Here is a 16,379-nt window from a genome sequence, read left to right as displayed (position 1 = left end):
AAGCGCTTGCTCAGCATGCTGTCGGTGCGGGAGCCTGTCAACAGCCCGCCGCCCTGCGACCGGCGGGAAAGCCTGTACGAGTTCTCTGGGAGGATGACGCCATGACCAGCACCCCGCTCGCCGACCTCTGGCCGACCCTGCCCGGCGCCGCCCGCCCCGAAGCGGCGTACCGGCTGCTCCAGGCCGCCGTCGAGTCGTTCGCGGAGCGCGGCTTCCACGCCACCACGACCCGGGACATCGCCACCGCGGCGGGGATGAGCCCGGCCGCGCTGTACATCCACTACCAGTCGAAGGCCGCGCTGCTGGCCGAGATCAGCCAGGCCGGGCACGCCGCCACGCTGGCCCTGGTCCGCGACGCGGTGGCCGGCCGGGGTGGCCCGGCCGAGCGGATGCGGCGGCTGGTCGAGCAGTTCACCGCCTGGCACGCCCGGGCCCGGACGGTCGGCCGGGTGGTGAACTACGAGCTGCACGCGCTGCCCGAGGACGCCTACGCGGTGGTCGCGGCGCTGCGGCTGGACATCGAGCGCGAGGTCAGTGCGCTGATCGAGGCCGGCGTGGCGGCCGGCGACTTCCAGGTCTCCGAGGTGCGGACGGCGGCCCGCGCGGTCACCTCGCTGGGCATCGACGTCTCCCGCTGGTACACCGACCGCTCGACCGAGACACCGGAGGAACTCGGGCGCCGCTACGGCGAGTTGGTGCTGCGGATGCTCGGCGCCCGGGTCTGACGGCGAAGTCGGCCCGGTCCGCTCTTGACCTGCTCACGGAGTGCGAGCAGACTCGTATACGAAGTACGTGTGCCTCGTAGGCGTACAGCGCAGGGACCGGTTTCACCGGACGACCCGCGATCCCCTCCCGGGACGACGGGCCGCCGGTGATCCCCTCCCCGGCGCACTCCCACCGCAGCTCCGACACTGCGGATCGAAGCAGATCGACCTCCCGCGGCGACCACGCCCCCGACCGGCGGCGCCACCGGGAGCGACCCCCCGACCCGGGCCGGCCCGGCCGGGCCGTGCCGCCGCCACCCGCGGCGGCACGGGAACGGCGCGCGCTGCGTCGCGGCGCGGCCCGGGCGGTTGGAGAAGGGGAGGTGCAGTGATGCCCTTCCGACAAACGAATCCGGTCCGTCCCCGCTTCTGGCTGGAGACGGCCCTCGGCGGACTGTCCGGACTGCTGTTCCTGCTCACCCTGGTGTGGCCGCAGTGGATCGAGACGCTCCTCGGCGTCGACCCGGACGCCGGCAGCGGTGCGGCGGAGTGGCTCGTGGTCGCGCTGGCGGCCGCCGTCACCGCCGTCTGCCTGCTCGGCGCGCGGATCGAGTGGCGCCGGGCGCATCCCTCCTCGGCCCGCGCGGTGCGGTGAGCACAGAGGAGGACCGTCATGACTGACATGTCACCCGTCAAGCCCGAGGAGCTCACCGAACTCGTCCGGCGGGCCCCGCTGAGTTTCGTGGGCACCGTCACCCGGGTCGGCGGCACCTCGCTCGCGGCCGTTCCGGCCGAGACGAGGAACGACCGGACGGCCGTGGTCAGGGTGGACCAGGTGCTGCACGCGCCGGATGCGTTCCAACAGCTCGCGGGCAGTGAGGTCACCGTCCAACTGTCGCCCGACGAGGGCCGGATGGGCGTCGGCGACCGGGCCGCGTTCTTCACCCAGGGCATGGTGTACGGGGAGGGGCTGGGCGTCACCGAGGTGGGTCGGCTGCCCGCCGAGTCCGTCCAGCGCCACGTGTCGCTCGCCGCCACCACGGCCGACGAACAGCCGTTCAGCTCGGTGCAGCGGGAGATCCGCCACCAGGATCTGGCCGCGCACGCGGCCGAGGCGGACGCCGTGGTCGTCGGCACGGTGGTCGGCCTGCGACGGGCCGGCCGTGCCGGCCCCGCCGACCGCCGCTCCGAGCACGCGCCGGACTGGTGGCTGGCGTCGATCGACGTCACCCGGGTCGAGAGCGGCCAGGTGGACGACGCGACCCTCGCCGTGCTGTACCCCAACAGCCGGGACGCCCACCACTACCAGGTGCCCAAGCCCAAGGCCGGCCAGGAGGGGCTGTGGCTGCTGCACGCCACCCAGGACGACCTGCGCGAGCTCGCCCCGTACGAACTGATCCACCCCGAGGACTACCAGCCGGTGCACAAGCTCGCCGTGCTGCGTGAACGGAGGTGAGCCGACATGCCCACCCTCAAGGTCGTCAACATCACCCCGAAGGTGTTGAGCGGCACCGCGACCCAGGACTCCGAACCGTTCCTCGCGGTCAACCCCGAGACGCCCACCGAGATGGTCGCGACCGCCTTCACCCCCGACCCGATGAACGGCCCGCTCGCCCCGGTCTACGTGTCCACGGACGGCGGCGACAGCTGGGTGCTGCACACCGTCGTCCCCGGCGCCGCGCCGGGGCTCGGCACCGCCGACATCACGGTGGCCTTCGCGGCCCGGGGCGGCGCCCTGTACGCGGGCATCCTGAACGGCCTGGCCGCACTGCACCGGCCTGTCATCACCAGGATGCAGATCCTGCGCGCGCCGAGCATCGCCTCGACCGCGCCCATGAAGATCCTGGTGAGCCGGGACGAGGAGGACCAGCCGTGGGCCATCGCCGGCACCGTGACGGCCGGCGGCGCCGACCTCGACCGGGTCTACATCGGCAACAACGGTCCGGGCCCGCGGACCGCGCGCGTGGACGTCTCGGGCGACGCGCGGACGGCGCCGGCACCGGCCGGATTCCTGCCCACGACGATCGAACAGCGCGATCCGGCGGGGCAGGACGGGCCGCCGGTGCGCCTCGCCGTGCACCCCGACGGCACCGTCTACGCGGCGTTCCAGAGCTGGCGGACCAACGACCAGGGCGACCCGATCACCAACGTCACCTTCGACGTCGTGGTGACCCGGGACGACGACGGAGGCGTCGGCGCCCACCCGTTCCAGGACCTCAAGGACGCCACCGACAGCGTCCCCGGGCAGCGGGTCGCGACCGACCGCTTCGTCGCGTTCAACTCGATCATGGGACAGGAACGGCTCGGCGGCGACCTGACGATCGCGGTGGACCCGACCGGCGCCGACCGCGTCTGGATCGCCTGGTGCGACCGCGTGGGCGGCCCGGACGGGGTCGACAACACCCTGCACGTCCAGCACTCGGAGGACCGCGGCCAGACCTGGCGGCAGGTGCGCGACGACGTCACCGACGCCAAGAACCCGTCCCTGGCCGTCAACGAGGACGGTCTGGTGGGCCTGGTCTACCAGCGGTTCGCCGACAACCAGTGGACGACGGTCCTCGAAGTCACCGCCGACAACTGGGGCACCGCGCCGGAGTCCGACGTGCTGCACCAGGCACCCGCCGACGTGCCCCGCGCCAGGGGAGTGCCGTTCCTCGGTGACTACATCCGGATGCTCGCGGTCGGGAAGGACTTCTACGGAGTCTTCGCGGGGAACAACACGCCGGACCGGGCCAACTTCCCGGTGGGCGTGACCTACCAGCGCAACGCCAACTTCACCACCCACCAACTGCTCAGCACGGACGGCGTGACCCGGGTGCCGCCGTCCATCGACCCGTTCTTCTTCCACCGGGCCGCCTGATCAGGGCTGCCCGGGCCGAGCCGCCTGAGCGCGGCTGAGCCCGCACCCCAGGGCGCCCGCCACGAAGGGTCGTGGCGGGCGCCCCGCTGTCGGGCACTGTGGCGTGAGGGGTCAGGTGGTGGCCAGGCAGAACTGCACCAGCCCGGCGTCCACGTCGCGGATGATCTGTTCCATCTCCGCCCACCGCGGGTGGAACTCGGTGCCCCACTCGACGGTGAAGCCGAGCACCTTGCCCTGGTCGGGGTCGGCGAAGTGGCGGGAGTAGACGTAGTCGTCGCTGGTCCCGCTGGTCGGGTACAGGTGGAAGCCGGTGATCGGCTTGTACGCCAGGCCGCGAACGCCCTTGAGGCCCTGGCAGAACGCCTCGGCGAGCTCCTGTTCGGCGTTCTCGTCCTCCCTGGGGATGTACTCGGCGTACGCGAGGTCGTTGGGCCGGCCGCGCTTGCCGTCGAAGTCGGAGTTGCGGAAGTTCATGTCGGGGTTGTCCGACTGGTTCTCGTCGTCGCCCCAGTTGTAGAGGATGTCCTGGGAGTAGCTGTGCACGTCGACGAACCACGCGGTCTGCGGGAACTGGTCCAGCAGCGCGAGCACGTTCTGGGTCTCCGCCTCGGAGGCCGCGCTCGGGCCGGCGTAGACCTGGACGTCGCACGGGTCGTTGGACACCCGGGGGCCGGCGGCCGGGTCGAAGGCGGTGACGAAGTCGAAGAGGAAGTCGTAGTTGCGGTTGAGGTCGACGCCGACGCAGTCCGGGTTCTGGCTGCCGCCGGTGTAGGAGGGGTTGCGGTTCTTGCGCCACATCGGCCGGACGGTCTGGCTGTAGTGCCGGCCGTCGGGGTTGACCAGCGGGTAGATCACCAGGTCGATCCGGTGGAGCAGGTCGCTGACCTGACCGGCGGTGAAGCTGGTGCCGCCGTAGCCGAGGCCGGTACCGTCGCGCTGGGCCTCGAGCAGGTCGGCGGCGAGGTGGATGAGGATCTCGCAGCTGCCCCATTCACGGGCGTGGACCCCTCCGATCATCATCACGCACGGCTTGGGGAGTGCGGCGGGCACGCCGATCTGCAGGGCGTGGGCGGTGCGGCCCTCGAACGACTCGTTGGGCAGGGCGATGAGCTGGGTGAGGTCGGGGTAGGCGGTGGCCAGGCTGGTCACGGCGGACTCGACCTCGGTGACGTTCAGGTACGGCATGACGGGCCTCCCGGGTCAGCCGGAGAGCTTGGCGGCCAGGCCGCGCGGGACGGCGTCGGCGGGGGCGAAGCGGTCGCCGCTGCCGACCTCGGCCTGGGCGGCGCGCCCGGCCTCGCTGGCGTTGCCGATCGTGGTGACCGTGACGCCCTCGCGTTCGAGGTCCGCGATCCGGTCGGCCGGGGCGTAGACATCGATGCCGACGCGGCCGTCCTCCTCGACGCGGGGGCTTCCGCCGACGTCGGGGCGGGTGTCGCGCAGCAGCGCGCGCAGGGTCTCCGGGTCCTTGGCGGTGACGCGCAGGCGCAGGATGTCGTCAGGGGGTGACGCGTGGGGTTCGGAGGACATGGGGACTTCTTCCGGGCGCCTTCAGCCGGTTGCCGCGGTGGTTGCCGGGCGGCGCGGCGGCGCCGATCGGGGTGGATATGTCCGACGTGTACCTCGTATCCTCAGGATCCGCCGTCACCGTAGAAGTCGTCAAGGGGCGGCTCCGGCATCCCGTCGAGCAGGCTGTCCAGGCCGCTCAGCATCTCGGCCTCGTCGTCGAAGTCGGAGAACCGGGGCACCAGGGCGCGCAGCCGGGGGTAGTCGGCGGCCGGCAGCCGGTGCAGGCCGAGCCGCAGGGCCGGGTCCGGCTCGCTCGGGTTGTCGACCACCTGGCGCTTGTCCACCAGCATGCAGCCGAGGTTCCAGGCGACGAAGGTGCGGTAGACGATCAGTGCGCCGGCGTCGTCGAAGCCGGCCCGGCTGAGCACGGCCAGGATGTGCTCGGTGAGGTCCAGCACCGAGGCCGGGCGGCGGGCCACCGGCACGGCCAGCGGGCGGGTCGCGACCAGCGGCAGGATCTCGGGGTGGGCGTGCGCGGTGGCGGCGAACGCCTTGGCGATCCGGCGCAGTTCGGCGCGCCAGCCGTCCGGGTGCGAACCGTGCTCGGCGCCGGCCCGCAGCCGGGCGTTGATCTCGTCGAAGTAGGCCTCGACCAGGCCGTCGACCAGGGCCTCCTTGCCCGGGGTGTAGCGGTACAGGGCCATCGACTCCACACCGAGCTCGGCCGCGAGCCTGCGCATGGTCAGCGCGGCCAGACCCTCGCGGTCGACCAGGGCCACGGCGGCGCCCAGCACCAGCGGGCGGCTCAGCCGGCCCCGCTTCTCGGGGGCGTCCTGCTCGGCCATCTCCGCACTCCTCCGGGTCGGTGGCGGCGTTCCCGACCGCGCCCGGGCCGCTCGGCCGGTCCGGTGGACCGGCCGTGGCGCAGGCCCGCTGCCGGGCTGGGTCTTCGGCGGATGTCACTCAGCGGATACAGAACCAGGATACAAGGTATGAATCAGACGTAAATGGGTCAGCGGAATCTGCCGGAGGATTCGCCGATCCCGCTGGTCAGCCGGACCGGCGGCGGAGCGGCGGGGGTGGTGGGGTCGACGACCGGGGCGGCGGGGTCGGTTGCGGAGGGTGGCGGAGAGGTGGGTGGCGGGCCGGCGCCGTGAGGTCCGGGGGCGGCGGTGAGCAGGGGTGGGACGGGGCTTCGGGCGGTGGCTCGGGCGGTGGCTCGGTGACGGGGGCGGTCGGGGCGGGTGCGGTGCGTAGTCGGGTGGCGGGCGGTGCCGGGCGAGTGGTGCGGCGGTGTGGGGCGGCCGGGGCCCGGCGGGGGCGTGGTGCGGGCCGCCGCCCGGGGCTCAGTCGAGCAGTAGCCGGACCGCGAGCGCGGCGACCAGGGCGGCCGAGCCGAGCGCGGTCAGCAGCCGGCCGCGCGGGCCGGTCAGCGCCCGGCCGAGCAGGGCGCCGCCGGAGGCCAGCAGCAGCTGCCAGCAGGCGGAGGCCGCGAAGGCGCCGACGGTGAAGGCCGCCCGGGCCGGGACGCCGTCCTGGCTGCCGCCGCCGAGCACCAGGGCGGCGAAGTAGAGCACGGTCAGCGGGTTCAGCAGGGTGATGCCCAGCAGGGTGAGGAAGGCCCGGGCGGGGCCGGGTGGCGCGGCCCGCGGTGTGTCGGCGGTGCCGGGGCGGCCGCGCACCGCGGTGACGGCCGTCCGGGCGGCCAGGGCGAGCAGCACCAGGGCGGAGACGATCCGCAGCGGGCGGGCGACGGGGTCGAGCAGCGGCGCGAGGCCGGTGCCGCCGGCCACGGCGAGCAGCGCGTACAGCCCGTCCGCGGTGGCCACGCCGAGGGCGGCGCAGGCGCCGGTGCGCAGGGTGGTCCGCGCGGTGAGCGACACCAGGTAGGCCCCGACGGCCCCGACCGGGACGGCCACGCCGAGCCCGGCGAGCAGCCCCGCGGCCAGCGCGGCCCTCACCCGCGTGCGGCGTCGGGCCTCCGGGGACGGCCGGGCTGCCGGCGGCCCGGGGCCGGGTGGGCGGCGGGTGCGGGCAGCGGGCGGGCGGCGGAGTCGGTCATGGGCCGATGGTGGACGGTCCCGGCACGGTTCGGCAAACGGTTTTCCGGGAGTCGGGGCCGCGCGGGAAGCTCCGTGATCACCGTCCTGACGCGATCTGAGGCATGGTCAGAACAGCGTGATCCAGAAGGAGTTGTGGATCAGCGGGGGTAGGTGCCGGAGTGCCGCCCCGGCCGCCGGTCGTCCCGGTGGGGCGTATGCGTTCCATGTCATGAGCCTTTCAAACGTGCGGGTTTGCTGTCACTCTGCTGCTCCCGGCTCGCTCCCCCACGAGAGGCTCCGATGAGAAGACTCCTGCCTGCCCTGACCGGCGCCGCGCTGTTCGCGGCGACCGGCCTCGCCGCGCTCGCCACCCCCACGGTGGCGAGCGCCGCGGACTGCACACCCGCCCAGGTGGTGGCCAACAGCGGCTTCGAGAGCGGAAGTTCGCCCTGGACGGCGCCGAGCGGCGCGATCACCGCCGGAAGCGGCCAGAGCGCGCACTCCGGCAGCACCTACGCCTGGCTCGACGGCTACGGCTCCAGCCACACCGACGCGCTCTCGCAGTCCCTCACCCTCCCCGCCGGGTGCGGCACCGCGACGCTCGGGTTCTGGCTGCACGTGGACACCGCCGAGACGACCGGCAGCACCGCCTACGACAAGCTGACCGTCAAGCTCGGCTCCACCACCCTGGCCACCTACTCCAACCTGGACGCCCAGGCCGGGTACGTGCACAAGACCGTCGACGTCTCCGCCTTCGCCGGCCAGTCCGTGACGCTCGCCTTCACCGGCGTCGAGGACTCCAGCCTGCAGACCAGCTTCGTGCTGGACGACGTCACCCTGGACGTCTCCGGCGGCGGGACCACCCCGCCCGCCGACCCGACCCGCACCCCGGTCGCGCCGGCGTACACCGTGGACCTCACCAGCGACGCCTCCGGCGGCAGTTGGACCGGGCACGAGAGCGTGACCTTCACCAACGCCTCGCCCACCGCGCTGAACGAGGTGTACCTGCGGCTGTGGGACAACGCCCACGGCAGCTGCCCCAGCACCCCGATCACGGTGACCAACGTGACCGGCGGCACGCCCTCCCCGCTCACGGTGAACTGCACCGCGCTCAAGATCACCCTGCCGGCCCCGCTCGCGCAGGGCCAGAGCGGCACCGTCGGCTTCGACCTCGGCATCACCGTGCCGAGCGGCGCGGACCGCTTCGGCCACGACGGCGCGTACAACTTCCTCGGCAACGCCCTGCCCGTCCTGGCGGTACGGGACGCGGCCGGCTGGCACCTCGACCCGTACACCAACAACGGCGAGTCCTTCTACTCGGTGGCCTCGGACTTCACCGTCACCCTGGACCACCCGACCGGCCTGCTGGTGCCCGCGACCGGCACCTCGGTGGACACCCCCGGCGCGGCCGGCCGGACCGTCACCAAGGCGACCGCGAGCAAGGTGCGCGACTTCGCCTGGGGCGCCGGACCGTTCACCAAGATATCCGGCACCTCGGCGGCCGGGGTGAAGGTCAACGTCTACTCGGTGGCGGGGATCAGCGCGACCGACGCCAAGTCGATGCTCTCCACGGCGACTTCGGCGGTCGACGCGCACGCCCAGCGCTTCGGCGCCTACCCGTACGGCGAGCTGGACGCGGTGATCGACAACAACTTCTGGTTCGGCGGCATGGAGTACCCGGGTTTCGTCCTCGACCTGGTCAGCACCACGGCGCTCACCCACGAGATCGCCCACCAGTGGTGGTACGGCATCGTGGGCGACGACGAGTACAACACCCCCTGGCTGGACGAGTCCTTCACCGACTACGCCACCGACCTCGCCCTCGGCAAGACCGGCAACGGCTGCTGGAACAGCGTCTCCTGGGCCTCCTCGGCGGAGAAGATCACCAACTCGATGGCGTACTGGGACGCCAACTCCTCCCGCTACTCCACGGTCGTCTACGGCTACGGCAAGTGCGCCCTGCACGACCTGCGCCGGACCATCGGCGACTCCGCGATGACCACGCTGCTGCGCACCTACGCGCAGGCGCACTGGTACGGCGTCTCCACCACCGCGGAGTTCAAGGCCGCGGCCCAGGCCGCCACCACCGTGGACCTGACCTCCTTCTGGAGCCAGCACCGCATCGACGGCTGAGACCCGGCAGCGAGCGGCGCCGCCCCCGGCCCCGGCCGGGGGCGGCGCCATGCGGTGCGCACGACGTCGACGCGCAGGACGCCCCTTGACGGCACCGGAGGCCCGGAGGGCGCTGTACGTGTACGACATAAGCGTGTGCCGTGCGCGGACAGTCGAACCTTCGCCGGCCCGACACCGCCGGTGCGGGGCGCGCTGCGGCGCCCCGCACCGGCGCGGGTGCGTCAGCCCAGGGCGAGGGCGCGGAGGCGGTCGGCCGCGCCGTTGAAGTAGTTCTGGTCACCGGGGAAGGTGCCGGAGTCGGCGAACTGCCAGAAGGTCTGGTAGCTCCAGCCGTTCGGCAGGGTGCCGACGGAGGAGGCGTAGCGGGCTATCCAGAGCGGGCTGGTGGTGCCGAAGCCGCCGTTGTTGCCGGTGCACTGGGTCCACCAGTTGGTGGTGGTGTAGATGGTGGGGTAGCGGCCGGTGCGGGAGTGGACGGTGTTGCTGAAGTCGCGGATCCAGCTGACCATGGCGCTCTGGCTGAGGCCGTAGCAGGTGGCGCCGTAGGGGTTGTACTCGATGTCCAGCGCGGGCGGCAGGGTCTTGCCGTCGGCGGACCAGCCACCGCCGTGGCTGACGAAGTAGTTGGCCTGGGTGGCGCCGGAGGAGACGTTCGGCAGCGCGAAGTGGTAGGCGCCGCGGATCAGGCCGGCGTTGTAGGAGCCGTTGTACTGCTGGGCGAAGTACGGGTTGGTGTAGCTGGTGCCCTCGGTGGCCTTGACGTAGGCGAACTTGGCGCCGTTGGCGGCGACCGAGGACCAGTTGACGTTGCCCTGGTAGCCGGAGACGTCCAGCCCCGGGGTCTGGGTGGCGGCGAGGGAGGCGAACGGGGCGGCGGCGCCGCGGCCCTCGCGGGCGGCGACGGTGGAGCCCGCGAAGTCCTGCTCGGGGTGGAAGCCTGGGCGGCCTTCGGCGACGGGGGCGACAGGGGCGGGTTCGGCCGCGTACGCGGGGGCGGCCACGCCGGCGACCAGGGCGGTCGCGGCGGCGAGGGCGGCCAGCGCGGGCAGGCGGCGGCCGGCCGGTCTGTCGGTGCCGGTGGTACGGGCGGAGCGGGAAGAGCGGGGCATGAGCACTCCTCTGGTCCGAGCGTGGGGACGGTCGAAATGACCTGATACGGCCGGGGTCTGACCGGCCGTACCGCAGAGTAGCCATGTACCTGGCGCCGCCGCCAGGCATCTTTTTTCACATAGTGAACGCACGTCAGATGTGCCGGAGCGCCATGACCGGCAACGGGCGTTGCCGGTTCTGCCGGTGCGTCCGGCCTCCGGACGGCGCCCGGGACGAGGGGCCCGGGCGCCTTCGGGGCGGGCCCGGGGTGGGGTCGGGGCGGGTCCGGGCGCCTTCGGCGCGCTGTGGCACGATGCCCGCGGGCCGGCCACCACGGGCGGCCCTCGCACGTGAGGAGAGGACCAGCCATGACCGAGACCGCCACCGACTCCGCCCGGCCCGCCGGGGAGCCCGTGTTCCGTCCCGCCACGCCCGCCGACGTCCCGGCGCTGGTCGCCCTGGTCGAGTCCGCCTACCGGGGCGACTCCAGCCGGGCTGGGTGGACCACCGAGGCGGACCTGCTGGACGGCCGGCGCACCAACCCTGAGGCCGTCGCGGCGGCCGTGGGCCACCCCGAGGGGCTGGTGCTGCTCGCCGAGCGGGACGGCGAACTGCTCGCCTGCTGCCAGCTGGAACGGCAGGGCGAGCGGGCGTACTTCGGCATGTTCTCGGTGCGCCCGGGGCTCCAGGGCGGCGGGATCGGCCGGGCCGTGCTGGCCGAGGCGGAGCGGCTGGCCGTCGAGCGGTGGGGTGTCGGCGCGATGGAGATGACGGTGATCGAGCAGCGTGCCGAGCTGATCGCCTGGTACGAGCGGCGCGGCTTCCGGCGGACGGGGGAGTTCAGCCCCTTCCCGTACGGCGACGAGCGCTTCGGCATCCCGCTCCGGCCGGATTTGCGGTTCGCCCACCTCATCAAGGACTTGAAGGCGGATTCCTGAGGGAGCGGAGCTCTGTGTACGGAAGTTGACGGCTGTGCCGATGTCGGAGCGCCGGCCGTCCGGGGGACTTGACGGCCCCTGGAACGGCCCGCGCTCAGGGTTCGGTTCAGTTCCGCTGGACCGGGTTTCCGCAGGTGACGCACGGTCAACTCGCTGAGCTGGGGCGATGCGGAGATGTCATACCTCGTTCATTATTGGTCTAGGCCAATGTGAGAGGCTGAGCGCGAACGGCCACGTTCCGCCCGCTGCCCAGGGGGGCCATTTCCGCATGCCCGTACTCCATGGCACCGCCATGCCCGCACCCGACACCGGCCCGCGCCGGACACCCGCGGACCAGGACGACCACCGCCTGCCCGCCCCGCCCGACGACGAGGAGCTCTACTGGTACTTCGGCCCGCAGCGCCGCTGGGTGCTGCTCTGCGCCACCCTCTCCTACGCGGGAGCCACCGCCACGCTCGGCCTGTTCGCCCTCAGCAAGCCGCTGCTCTGGCCCTTCCTGGTGCTCACCGTCCTCAACGCGGCCACCTGGCTGCTCTCGCTCACCGACGGCCAGCGCGCCCGGCGCTTCACCCGCGACTCCCACGACCTGCTGCTGCGCGCCTGGAACCCCGCCCGCGCCCCGAGCGTCGACCTGCTGCTGCCGACCTGCGGCGAACCGCTGGCCGTCCTCGACAACGCCTACCGGTACACCGCGGCCGTCCAGTGGCCCGGCGAGCTGACCGTCCTGGTCCTCGACGACGCCGGCCGCCCCGAGGTGCGCCGACTCGCCGAGTCCTACGGCTTCCGGTACCACGCCCGGCCCGACCGGGGCCGCTTCAAGAAGGCCGGCAACCTCAACCACGGCCTGGCCGAGGGCACCGGCGAGATCGTCGCCGTCCTGGACGCCGACTTCTGCCCCCGCCCCGACTTCCTGCACCACCTGGTGCCCTACCTCGACAACCCCGGGGTCGGCATCGTGCAGAGCCCGCAGTGCTTCGACACGGACGCCGACATGTCCTGGCTCGAACGCGCCGCGGGAGCCACCCAGGAGATCTTCTACCGCTGGATCCAGCCCTCCCGGGACGCGCAGGACGGCACCGTCTGCTGCGGCACCAACGCCCTCTACCGCCGCGCCGCGCTCCAGCGGATCGGCGGCTTCGCCGAGATCGACCACAGCGAGGACCTCTACACCGGCCTCGCCCTCGCCCGCGCCGGATGGGCCACCCGCTACGTCCCCGCGCTGGTCGCCAAGGGCATGTCGCCCACCGGCCTGCCCGCCTTCATCAGCCAGCAGTACCGCTGGTGCCTCGGCTCCCTGGCCCTGGTCCGCGACCCGGACTTCCGCCGCGGACCGCTGTCGAAGTCCGCCCGGCTCTGCTTCTGGAACGGCATCCTCGGCTACGTCACCAGCGCGGTGAACGTCTTCGCCGTGCCGCTGCCCGCCCTGATCATGCTGTTCTTCCGGCCCGAGGAGATCCAGCCCTGGCAGGTGCTGCCGTTCCTGCCGCCGATCTGGGTCGCCCTGGTGCTGCTGCCCGCGATGTCCCGCACCCGCTGGCGCTTCGAGGTCACCCGGGTCCAACTCCTCGGCGGGCTCTGCCACGTGGTCGCCATCGCGCACGCGCTGCGCCGCCGCTCCGCCGACTGGGTGCCCACCGGCGCCGTGTCCGGCGGCAGTTCGCTCGCCCGCGCCGTCGCCCGGATCGGGGTCGGCTGGCTCGGGTTCGTCGTCCTCGCGGGTGCCGCCGGACTGGTCCGGGCCGCGCTGCTGCACGGCTGGCAGCCGTACTGGGCGCTCGCCGGGCTGCTCGCGCTCACCGCGTACACCATGATCCCGCTGATCCGGGAACTGTGGCCGCTGCTGAACGGGGCCGGAGGCGGCAAGGGCGCCGCCGTCGGCGAGGTCGCCGCGCCCGCACCGGGCCGCTCCGACCTCGGGTTCGGACGGGCCGAGGCCGTCGCCGTCACCGCGGCGCTGCTGCTGTGCGGGCTGCTGGCCTCCGGCTGGGCCGACCCGCTGATCTTCTGACCCATCTTCTGATCGTCCGTCAGTTCTCCGGCGACACCTGCCAGTTGCCCGCACTGACCTCCCCGCTCCTCCCCGCTTTTCCTTGCGCGTCGCCCCACCGGCGCGGACACCGCCCGGCCGCCCCATCGGCCCGGCGGGCCCGACAACCGCTGCCAGCCCTGCAAGGAGCACCGCCGTGTCAACGGCCGCACCGTTCTCAGAGCCGTCCTCCGCACCGACCCCGCAACCGTCCGCCGAGCCGTCCTCGCGGCCCTCCGCCGCACCGACCCCGCAGCCGTCCGCCGAAGCGCCCGCGACACCCGCCGACCTGCTGCCCGGCGTCGTCGTGGTGGACCGGAAGCCCGCCGCTGCGCGACGCGCCGCCGTCGCCGAGAGCGGGCAGGCCCGCCGGCGCACCGCCTTCCGCCCCGACATCGAGGGGCTGCGCGGTGTCGCCGTGCTCTCCGTCCTCGCCTTCCATTCCGCCGTCCCGGGCCTCACCGGCGGCTTCGTCGGCGTCGACGTCTTCTTCGTCGTCTCCGGCTTCCTGATCACCGGCCTGCTCGTCGGCCGCCCGCTCGGCCTGTGGGACTTCGCCGCCCGCCGCGCCCGGCGCATCCTGCCCGCCGCCGCCACCGTGCTGGTCGCCACCGCCGTCGCCGGCGGCGCCCTGCTCGACCCGTTGCGCGGCACCGACCTCGCCCGCGACCTGATCGCCTCCGCCGGCCAGTTCGCCAACTGGCGCTTCGTCGGCGAACAGACCGACTACCTGGCCGCCGAACGCGACCCCAGCCCGCTGCAGCACTTCTGGTCGCTGGGCGTGGAGAACCAGTTCTACCTGCTCTGGGGCGTCCTGCTGCTCGGCCTCGCCCGCTGCCTGCACGGACGTCGCCGCATCCTGGCGACCACCCTCGCCACGGTGGCCGTCGGCGGCGTCTCGCTCGCGCTCTGCCTGCGCTGGACGGCCACCTCCGCGCCGCTCGCCTACTTCTCCACCGGCAGCCGGCTCTGGGAGTTCGCGGCCGGGGCCTGCGTGGCGCTGGCGGGCTCGGCCCTGGCCGTCCGCACCGGGCGGGCGCCGGTGGTGTGGTCGCTGCGGGTGCTCGGCTGGCTGGGCCTCGCGGCCGTGGTGGCGCCGGTGTTCCTGTACGACCGCAACACCCCCTTCCCCGGTACCGCCGCGCTGCTGCCCGTCCTCGGCACCGCCGCCGTCCTGCTCGCCGGGCACGGAAACTCCGGAACCCCCGGCACTCCCGGCACCCCCGGCGTCACCGACGTCGGACGGCTGCTCGCCACCCGTCCGCTGCGCGCGGCCGGACGGCTCTCCTACGCCTGGTACCTGTGGCACTGGCCGGTGCTGACCATCGCCCAGGCCCGCTACGGTGCCCTGCCCTGGACCACCCTGCTCGCGCTCACCGCCGCCAGTGCGCTGCCCGCCTGGCTCACCCTGCGGCTGGTCGAGCAGCCGCTGCGGTACGGCAGCAGCCCGGCCCCCCGGCGCGGGCTCGCGGTCGGCGCCAGCGCCCTGGTCATCCCGCTGATCGCCGCGCTCACCCTCGGCGGCGGCACCGTACGCGCCCTCGGCGACCCCTCCGCCGGTCCCGTGACGGCCCCCGCCGGAGCCGCCGACGGCCCGGGCCTGCTCGCCCCCGGCACCCGGGTGCTCGCCCTGACACCCTCGCTGGCCCGGGCCCGGGAGGACTTCCCGCCCGGCAAGGGCTGCGAGATCCCGCTCAACGCCGACAGCAGTCCGCGCTGCCTCTTCGGCGCCGAGGACAGCCCCGACCGGATCGTGCTGCTCGGCGACTCCCACGCCGGGCAGTGGATCTCCGCCGGCCTCGCCCTGGCCGAAGAACGGCACTGGGCCCTGGAGGTCCTGGTCAAGCCCGGCTGCCCGCTCGCCACCCTCACCGTGCGCAACAACGTGCTCGGCCGCACCTTCGAGGAGTGCGACCGCTGGCGCGAGAACACCCTCACCCGGCTGACCTCCGGCCCCAAGCCGCGCCTGGTCCTGATGGCCGGGCTCAACCGGTACGGCAGCCAGGAGGAGCGCACCGAGGGGTGGACCCGCACCCTGGACCGGCTCACCGCGCTCGGTGCCCCGCTCGCCTACCTCGGCGACACCCCGATGCCCGGCAAGGACATCCCGACCTGCCTGGCCGCCTCCGACGGGCGCTCGGACGCCTGCTTCTTCCCGCGCGACACGGCCTTCGAGCCCGACCCGGTGCTGGACGGCGGGCTCGCCGCCCGCTACGGGGTGCGGACCCTCGACCTCGGCCCGCTGCTCTGCCCCGGCGCCGGGCCCTCCTGCCCGGCAGTGCTGGAAGGCGTGGTGCTGTACCGGGACACCGGGCACATCACCGACACCCTGGCGCGGGTGCTGGCGCCCCGGCTGGACAAGGGACTGCTGGGGGTGGCGGGAGCCCCGGGTGCCGGCTCGGCCGGGTCAGCTGCTCCGACCGGGTCTGCTGCTTCGACCGGTGCGGCCGGTGCGGCCGGTTCCGCTGCCTCGACCGGTGCGGCCGGTGCGGCCGGTGCGGCCGTGTCCGTGGCGCCGGGGCCGCCCTCGGCTCAGCCGTAGATGCTGCGGCAGAGCCGGGCCGACTCCGACCCGGCCGGCCAGTGGCCCGCCCGCTCGGCCTGGTCGCAGATCGTGCTCCGGCCGCCCGCCCCGGCACCCGCCGGGGTGGGCGCCGCCGACGGGCCGTGGGCCGGAGCCGGGGCGTGCGGGCTGTGCCCCGGCTTGGGCCGGGCGCTCGCCGAGGCGTGCGCGGCGTCGGCCGTCGCGCCGGCCCCGGCACTGGGCGCGGCCGCCGCCGTGTCCGGCCCGTCCACCGGGACCGCCACGCCGGGCGTGGGCGGCGGCAGCGGGGACGGCGCCGGCGTCGCCGGCGACGGGGAGACCGGCAGCAGCCGCGCCGCCGTGTCCGAGGCGGACGGCGAGGCGTCCGGCAGCGCCGCCACGCTGACGTCGTCGCCCGCCCCCGGCCCGCACATCACCAGGACGGAGGCCAGCACGGCGCCCGTCCCGACCATCGCGGCCGTCCAGGCCTTGCGTGACAACCGCCTCGGCGGCGGTGTGGCGGTTGACCACGGCGGTAGCGGATTCGTCGGGAC

General features: G+C 73.9%; 14 protein-coding genes. 8 read left to right on the top strand and 6 right to left on the bottom strand.

Annotated elements, in window-relative coordinates; translation table 11 throughout:
* The first annotated feature begins 101 nt into the window (after positions 1 to 101).
* From ACFWP2_RS11825 to ACFWP2_RS11810, 4 genes are all read left to right on the top strand, one after another.
* Positions 102 to 725: a TetR/AcrR family transcriptional regulator gene (locus tag ACFWP2_RS11825; protein ID WP_380450217.1), complete on the top strand. Its 624-nt coding sequence runs from the start codon at positions 102 to 104 to the stop codon at positions 723 to 725.
* 370 nt (positions 726 to 1,095) lie between these two features.
* Positions 1,096 to 1,359 (top strand): ABC transporter permease, encoded by a 264-nt coding sequence (locus ACFWP2_RS11820; RefSeq protein ID WP_380450216.1) that lies wholly within the window; start codon positions 1,096 to 1,098, stop codon positions 1,357 to 1,359.
* An 18-nt stretch (positions 1,360 to 1,377) separates the two neighbouring features.
* Positions 1,378 to 2,160 (top strand): hypothetical protein, encoded by a 783-nt coding sequence (locus ACFWP2_RS11815; RefSeq protein WP_380450215.1) that lies wholly within the window; start codon positions 1,378 to 1,380, stop codon positions 2,158 to 2,160.
* Between the two features lie 6 nt (positions 2,161 to 2,166).
* On the top strand, positions 2,167 to 3,564 hold the full coding sequence (locus tag ACFWP2_RS11810) for a hypothetical protein (RefSeq protein ID WP_380450214.1): 1,398 nt from the start codon (positions 2,167 to 2,169) through the stop codon (positions 3,562 to 3,564).
* 111 nt (positions 3,565 to 3,675) lie between these two features.
* On the opposite strand, the gene ACFWP2_RS11805 is transcribed toward ACFWP2_RS11810, so the two are convergent.
* The 4 genes from ACFWP2_RS11805 to ACFWP2_RS11790 all read right to left on the bottom strand — a co-directional run bounded on the left by ACFWP2_RS11805 (position 3,676) and on the right by ACFWP2_RS11790 (position 7,034).
* A complete protein-coding gene (locus ACFWP2_RS11805; protein ID WP_380450213.1) occupies positions 3,676 to 4,749 on the bottom strand; it encodes a M14 family metallopeptidase in 1,074 nt (357 codons plus the stop codon).
* Positions 4,750 to 4,764: 15 nt separating this feature from the next.
* Positions 4,765 to 5,094 (bottom strand): hypothetical protein, encoded by a 330-nt coding sequence (locus ACFWP2_RS11800; protein ID WP_380450212.1) that lies wholly within the window; start codon positions 5,092 to 5,094, stop codon positions 4,765 to 4,767.
* Positions 5,095 to 5,195: 101 nt separating this feature from the next.
* Entirely contained in the window at positions 5,196 to 5,918 is a 723-nt protein-coding gene (locus tag ACFWP2_RS11795) for a TetR/AcrR family transcriptional regulator (protein ID WP_380450211.1), read from the bottom strand.
* Between the two features lie 501 nt (positions 5,919 to 6,419).
* Positions 6,420 to 7,034 (bottom strand): LysE family transporter, encoded by a 615-nt coding sequence (locus ACFWP2_RS11790; RefSeq protein ID WP_380450210.1) that lies wholly within the window; start codon positions 7,032 to 7,034, stop codon positions 6,420 to 6,422.
* A 381-nt stretch (positions 7,035 to 7,415) separates the two neighbouring features.
* Between ACFWP2_RS11790 and ACFWP2_RS11785 the strand changes: the two genes are divergently transcribed.
* Positions 7,416 to 9,248: a M1 family aminopeptidase gene (locus tag ACFWP2_RS11785; RefSeq protein WP_380450209.1), complete on the top strand. Its 1,833-nt coding sequence runs from the start codon at positions 7,416 to 7,418 to the stop codon at positions 9,246 to 9,248.
* Between the two features lie 221 nt (positions 9,249 to 9,469).
* On the opposite strand, the gene ACFWP2_RS11780 is transcribed toward ACFWP2_RS11785, so the two are convergent.
* Entirely contained in the window at positions 9,470 to 10,357 is an 888-nt protein-coding gene (locus tag ACFWP2_RS11780; protein ID WP_380450208.1) for a lysozyme, read from the bottom strand.
* Between the two features lie 348 nt (positions 10,358 to 10,705).
* On the opposite strand from ACFWP2_RS11780, the gene ACFWP2_RS11775 reads away from it, so the two are divergent.
* The 3 genes from ACFWP2_RS11775 to ACFWP2_RS11765 all read left to right on the top strand — a co-directional run bounded on the left by ACFWP2_RS11775 (position 10,706) and on the right by ACFWP2_RS11765 (position 15,843).
* On the top strand, positions 10,706 to 11,275 hold the full coding sequence (locus tag ACFWP2_RS11775; protein WP_380450207.1) for a GNAT family N-acetyltransferase: 570 nt from the start codon (positions 10,706 to 10,708) through the stop codon (positions 11,273 to 11,275).
* Positions 11,276 to 11,543: 268 nt separating this feature from the next.
* Complete coding sequence (locus ACFWP2_RS11770; RefSeq protein WP_380450206.1) at positions 11,544 to 13,283, top strand: glycosyltransferase family 2 protein; 1,740 nt, start codon at positions 11,544 to 11,546, stop codon at positions 13,281 to 13,283.
* A 175-nt stretch (positions 13,284 to 13,458) separates the two neighbouring features.
* Positions 13,459 to 15,843 (top strand): SGNH hydrolase domain-containing protein, encoded by a 2,385-nt coding sequence (locus ACFWP2_RS11765; protein ID WP_380450205.1) that lies wholly within the window; start codon positions 13,459 to 13,461, stop codon positions 15,841 to 15,843.
* Here the strand turns inward: ACFWP2_RS11765 and ACFWP2_RS11760 are convergent.
* Positions 15,834 to 16,325 (bottom strand): hypothetical protein, encoded by a 492-nt coding sequence (locus ACFWP2_RS11760; protein ID WP_380450204.1) that lies wholly within the window; start codon positions 16,323 to 16,325, stop codon positions 15,834 to 15,836. The genes ACFWP2_RS11765 and ACFWP2_RS11760 overlap by 10 nt on opposite strands.
* Between the last annotated feature and the right edge of the window lie 54 nt (positions 16,326 to 16,379).

This window comes from Kitasatospora sp. NPDC058444, assembly GCF_042721415.1.
In the GTDB taxonomy this organism is placed as follows: Bacteria; Actinomycetota; Actinomycetes; order Streptomycetales; family Streptomycetaceae; genus Kitasatospora.
This window is presented reverse-complemented; position numbering and strand designations above follow the sequence as displayed.

Bases quoted from the DNA above. Each gene is read 5' to 3' on its own strand.
- ACFWP2_RS11825 (WP_380450217.1), top strand. From the start codon at position 102: ATGACCAGCACCCCGCTCGCCGACCTCTGGCCGACCCTGCCCGGCGCC.
- ACFWP2_RS11820 (WP_380450216.1), top strand. From the start codon at position 1,096: ATGCCCTTCCGACAAACGAATCCGGTCCGTCCCCGCTTCTGGCTGGAG.
- ACFWP2_RS11815 (WP_380450215.1), top strand. From the start codon at position 1,378: ATGACTGACATGTCACCCGTCAAGCCCGAGGAGCTCACCGAACTCGTC.
- ACFWP2_RS11810 (WP_380450214.1), top strand. From the start codon at position 2,167: ATGCCCACCCTCAAGGTCGTCAACATCACCCCGAAGGTGTTGAGCGGC.
- ACFWP2_RS11805 (WP_380450213.1), bottom strand. From the start codon at position 4,749: ATGCCGTACCTGAACGTCACCGAGGTCGAGTCCGCCGTGACCAGCCTG.
- ACFWP2_RS11800 (WP_380450212.1), bottom strand. From the start codon at position 5,094: ATGTCCTCCGAACCCCACGCGTCACCCCCTGACGACATCCTGCGCCTG.
- ACFWP2_RS11795 (WP_380450211.1), bottom strand. From the start codon at position 5,918: ATGGCCGAGCAGGACGCCCCCGAGAAGCGGGGCCGGCTGAGCCGCCCG.
- ACFWP2_RS11785 (WP_380450209.1), top strand. From the start codon at position 7,416: ATGAGAAGACTCCTGCCTGCCCTGACCGGCGCCGCGCTGTTCGCGGCG.
- ACFWP2_RS11780 (WP_380450208.1), bottom strand. From the start codon at position 10,357: ATGCCCCGCTCTTCCCGCTCCGCCCGTACCACCGGCACCGACAGACCG.
- ACFWP2_RS11775 (WP_380450207.1), top strand. From the start codon at position 10,706: ATGACCGAGACCGCCACCGACTCCGCCCGGCCCGCCGGGGAGCCCGTG.
- ACFWP2_RS11770 (WP_380450206.1), top strand. From the start codon at position 11,544: ATGCCCGTACTCCATGGCACCGCCATGCCCGCACCCGACACCGGCCCG.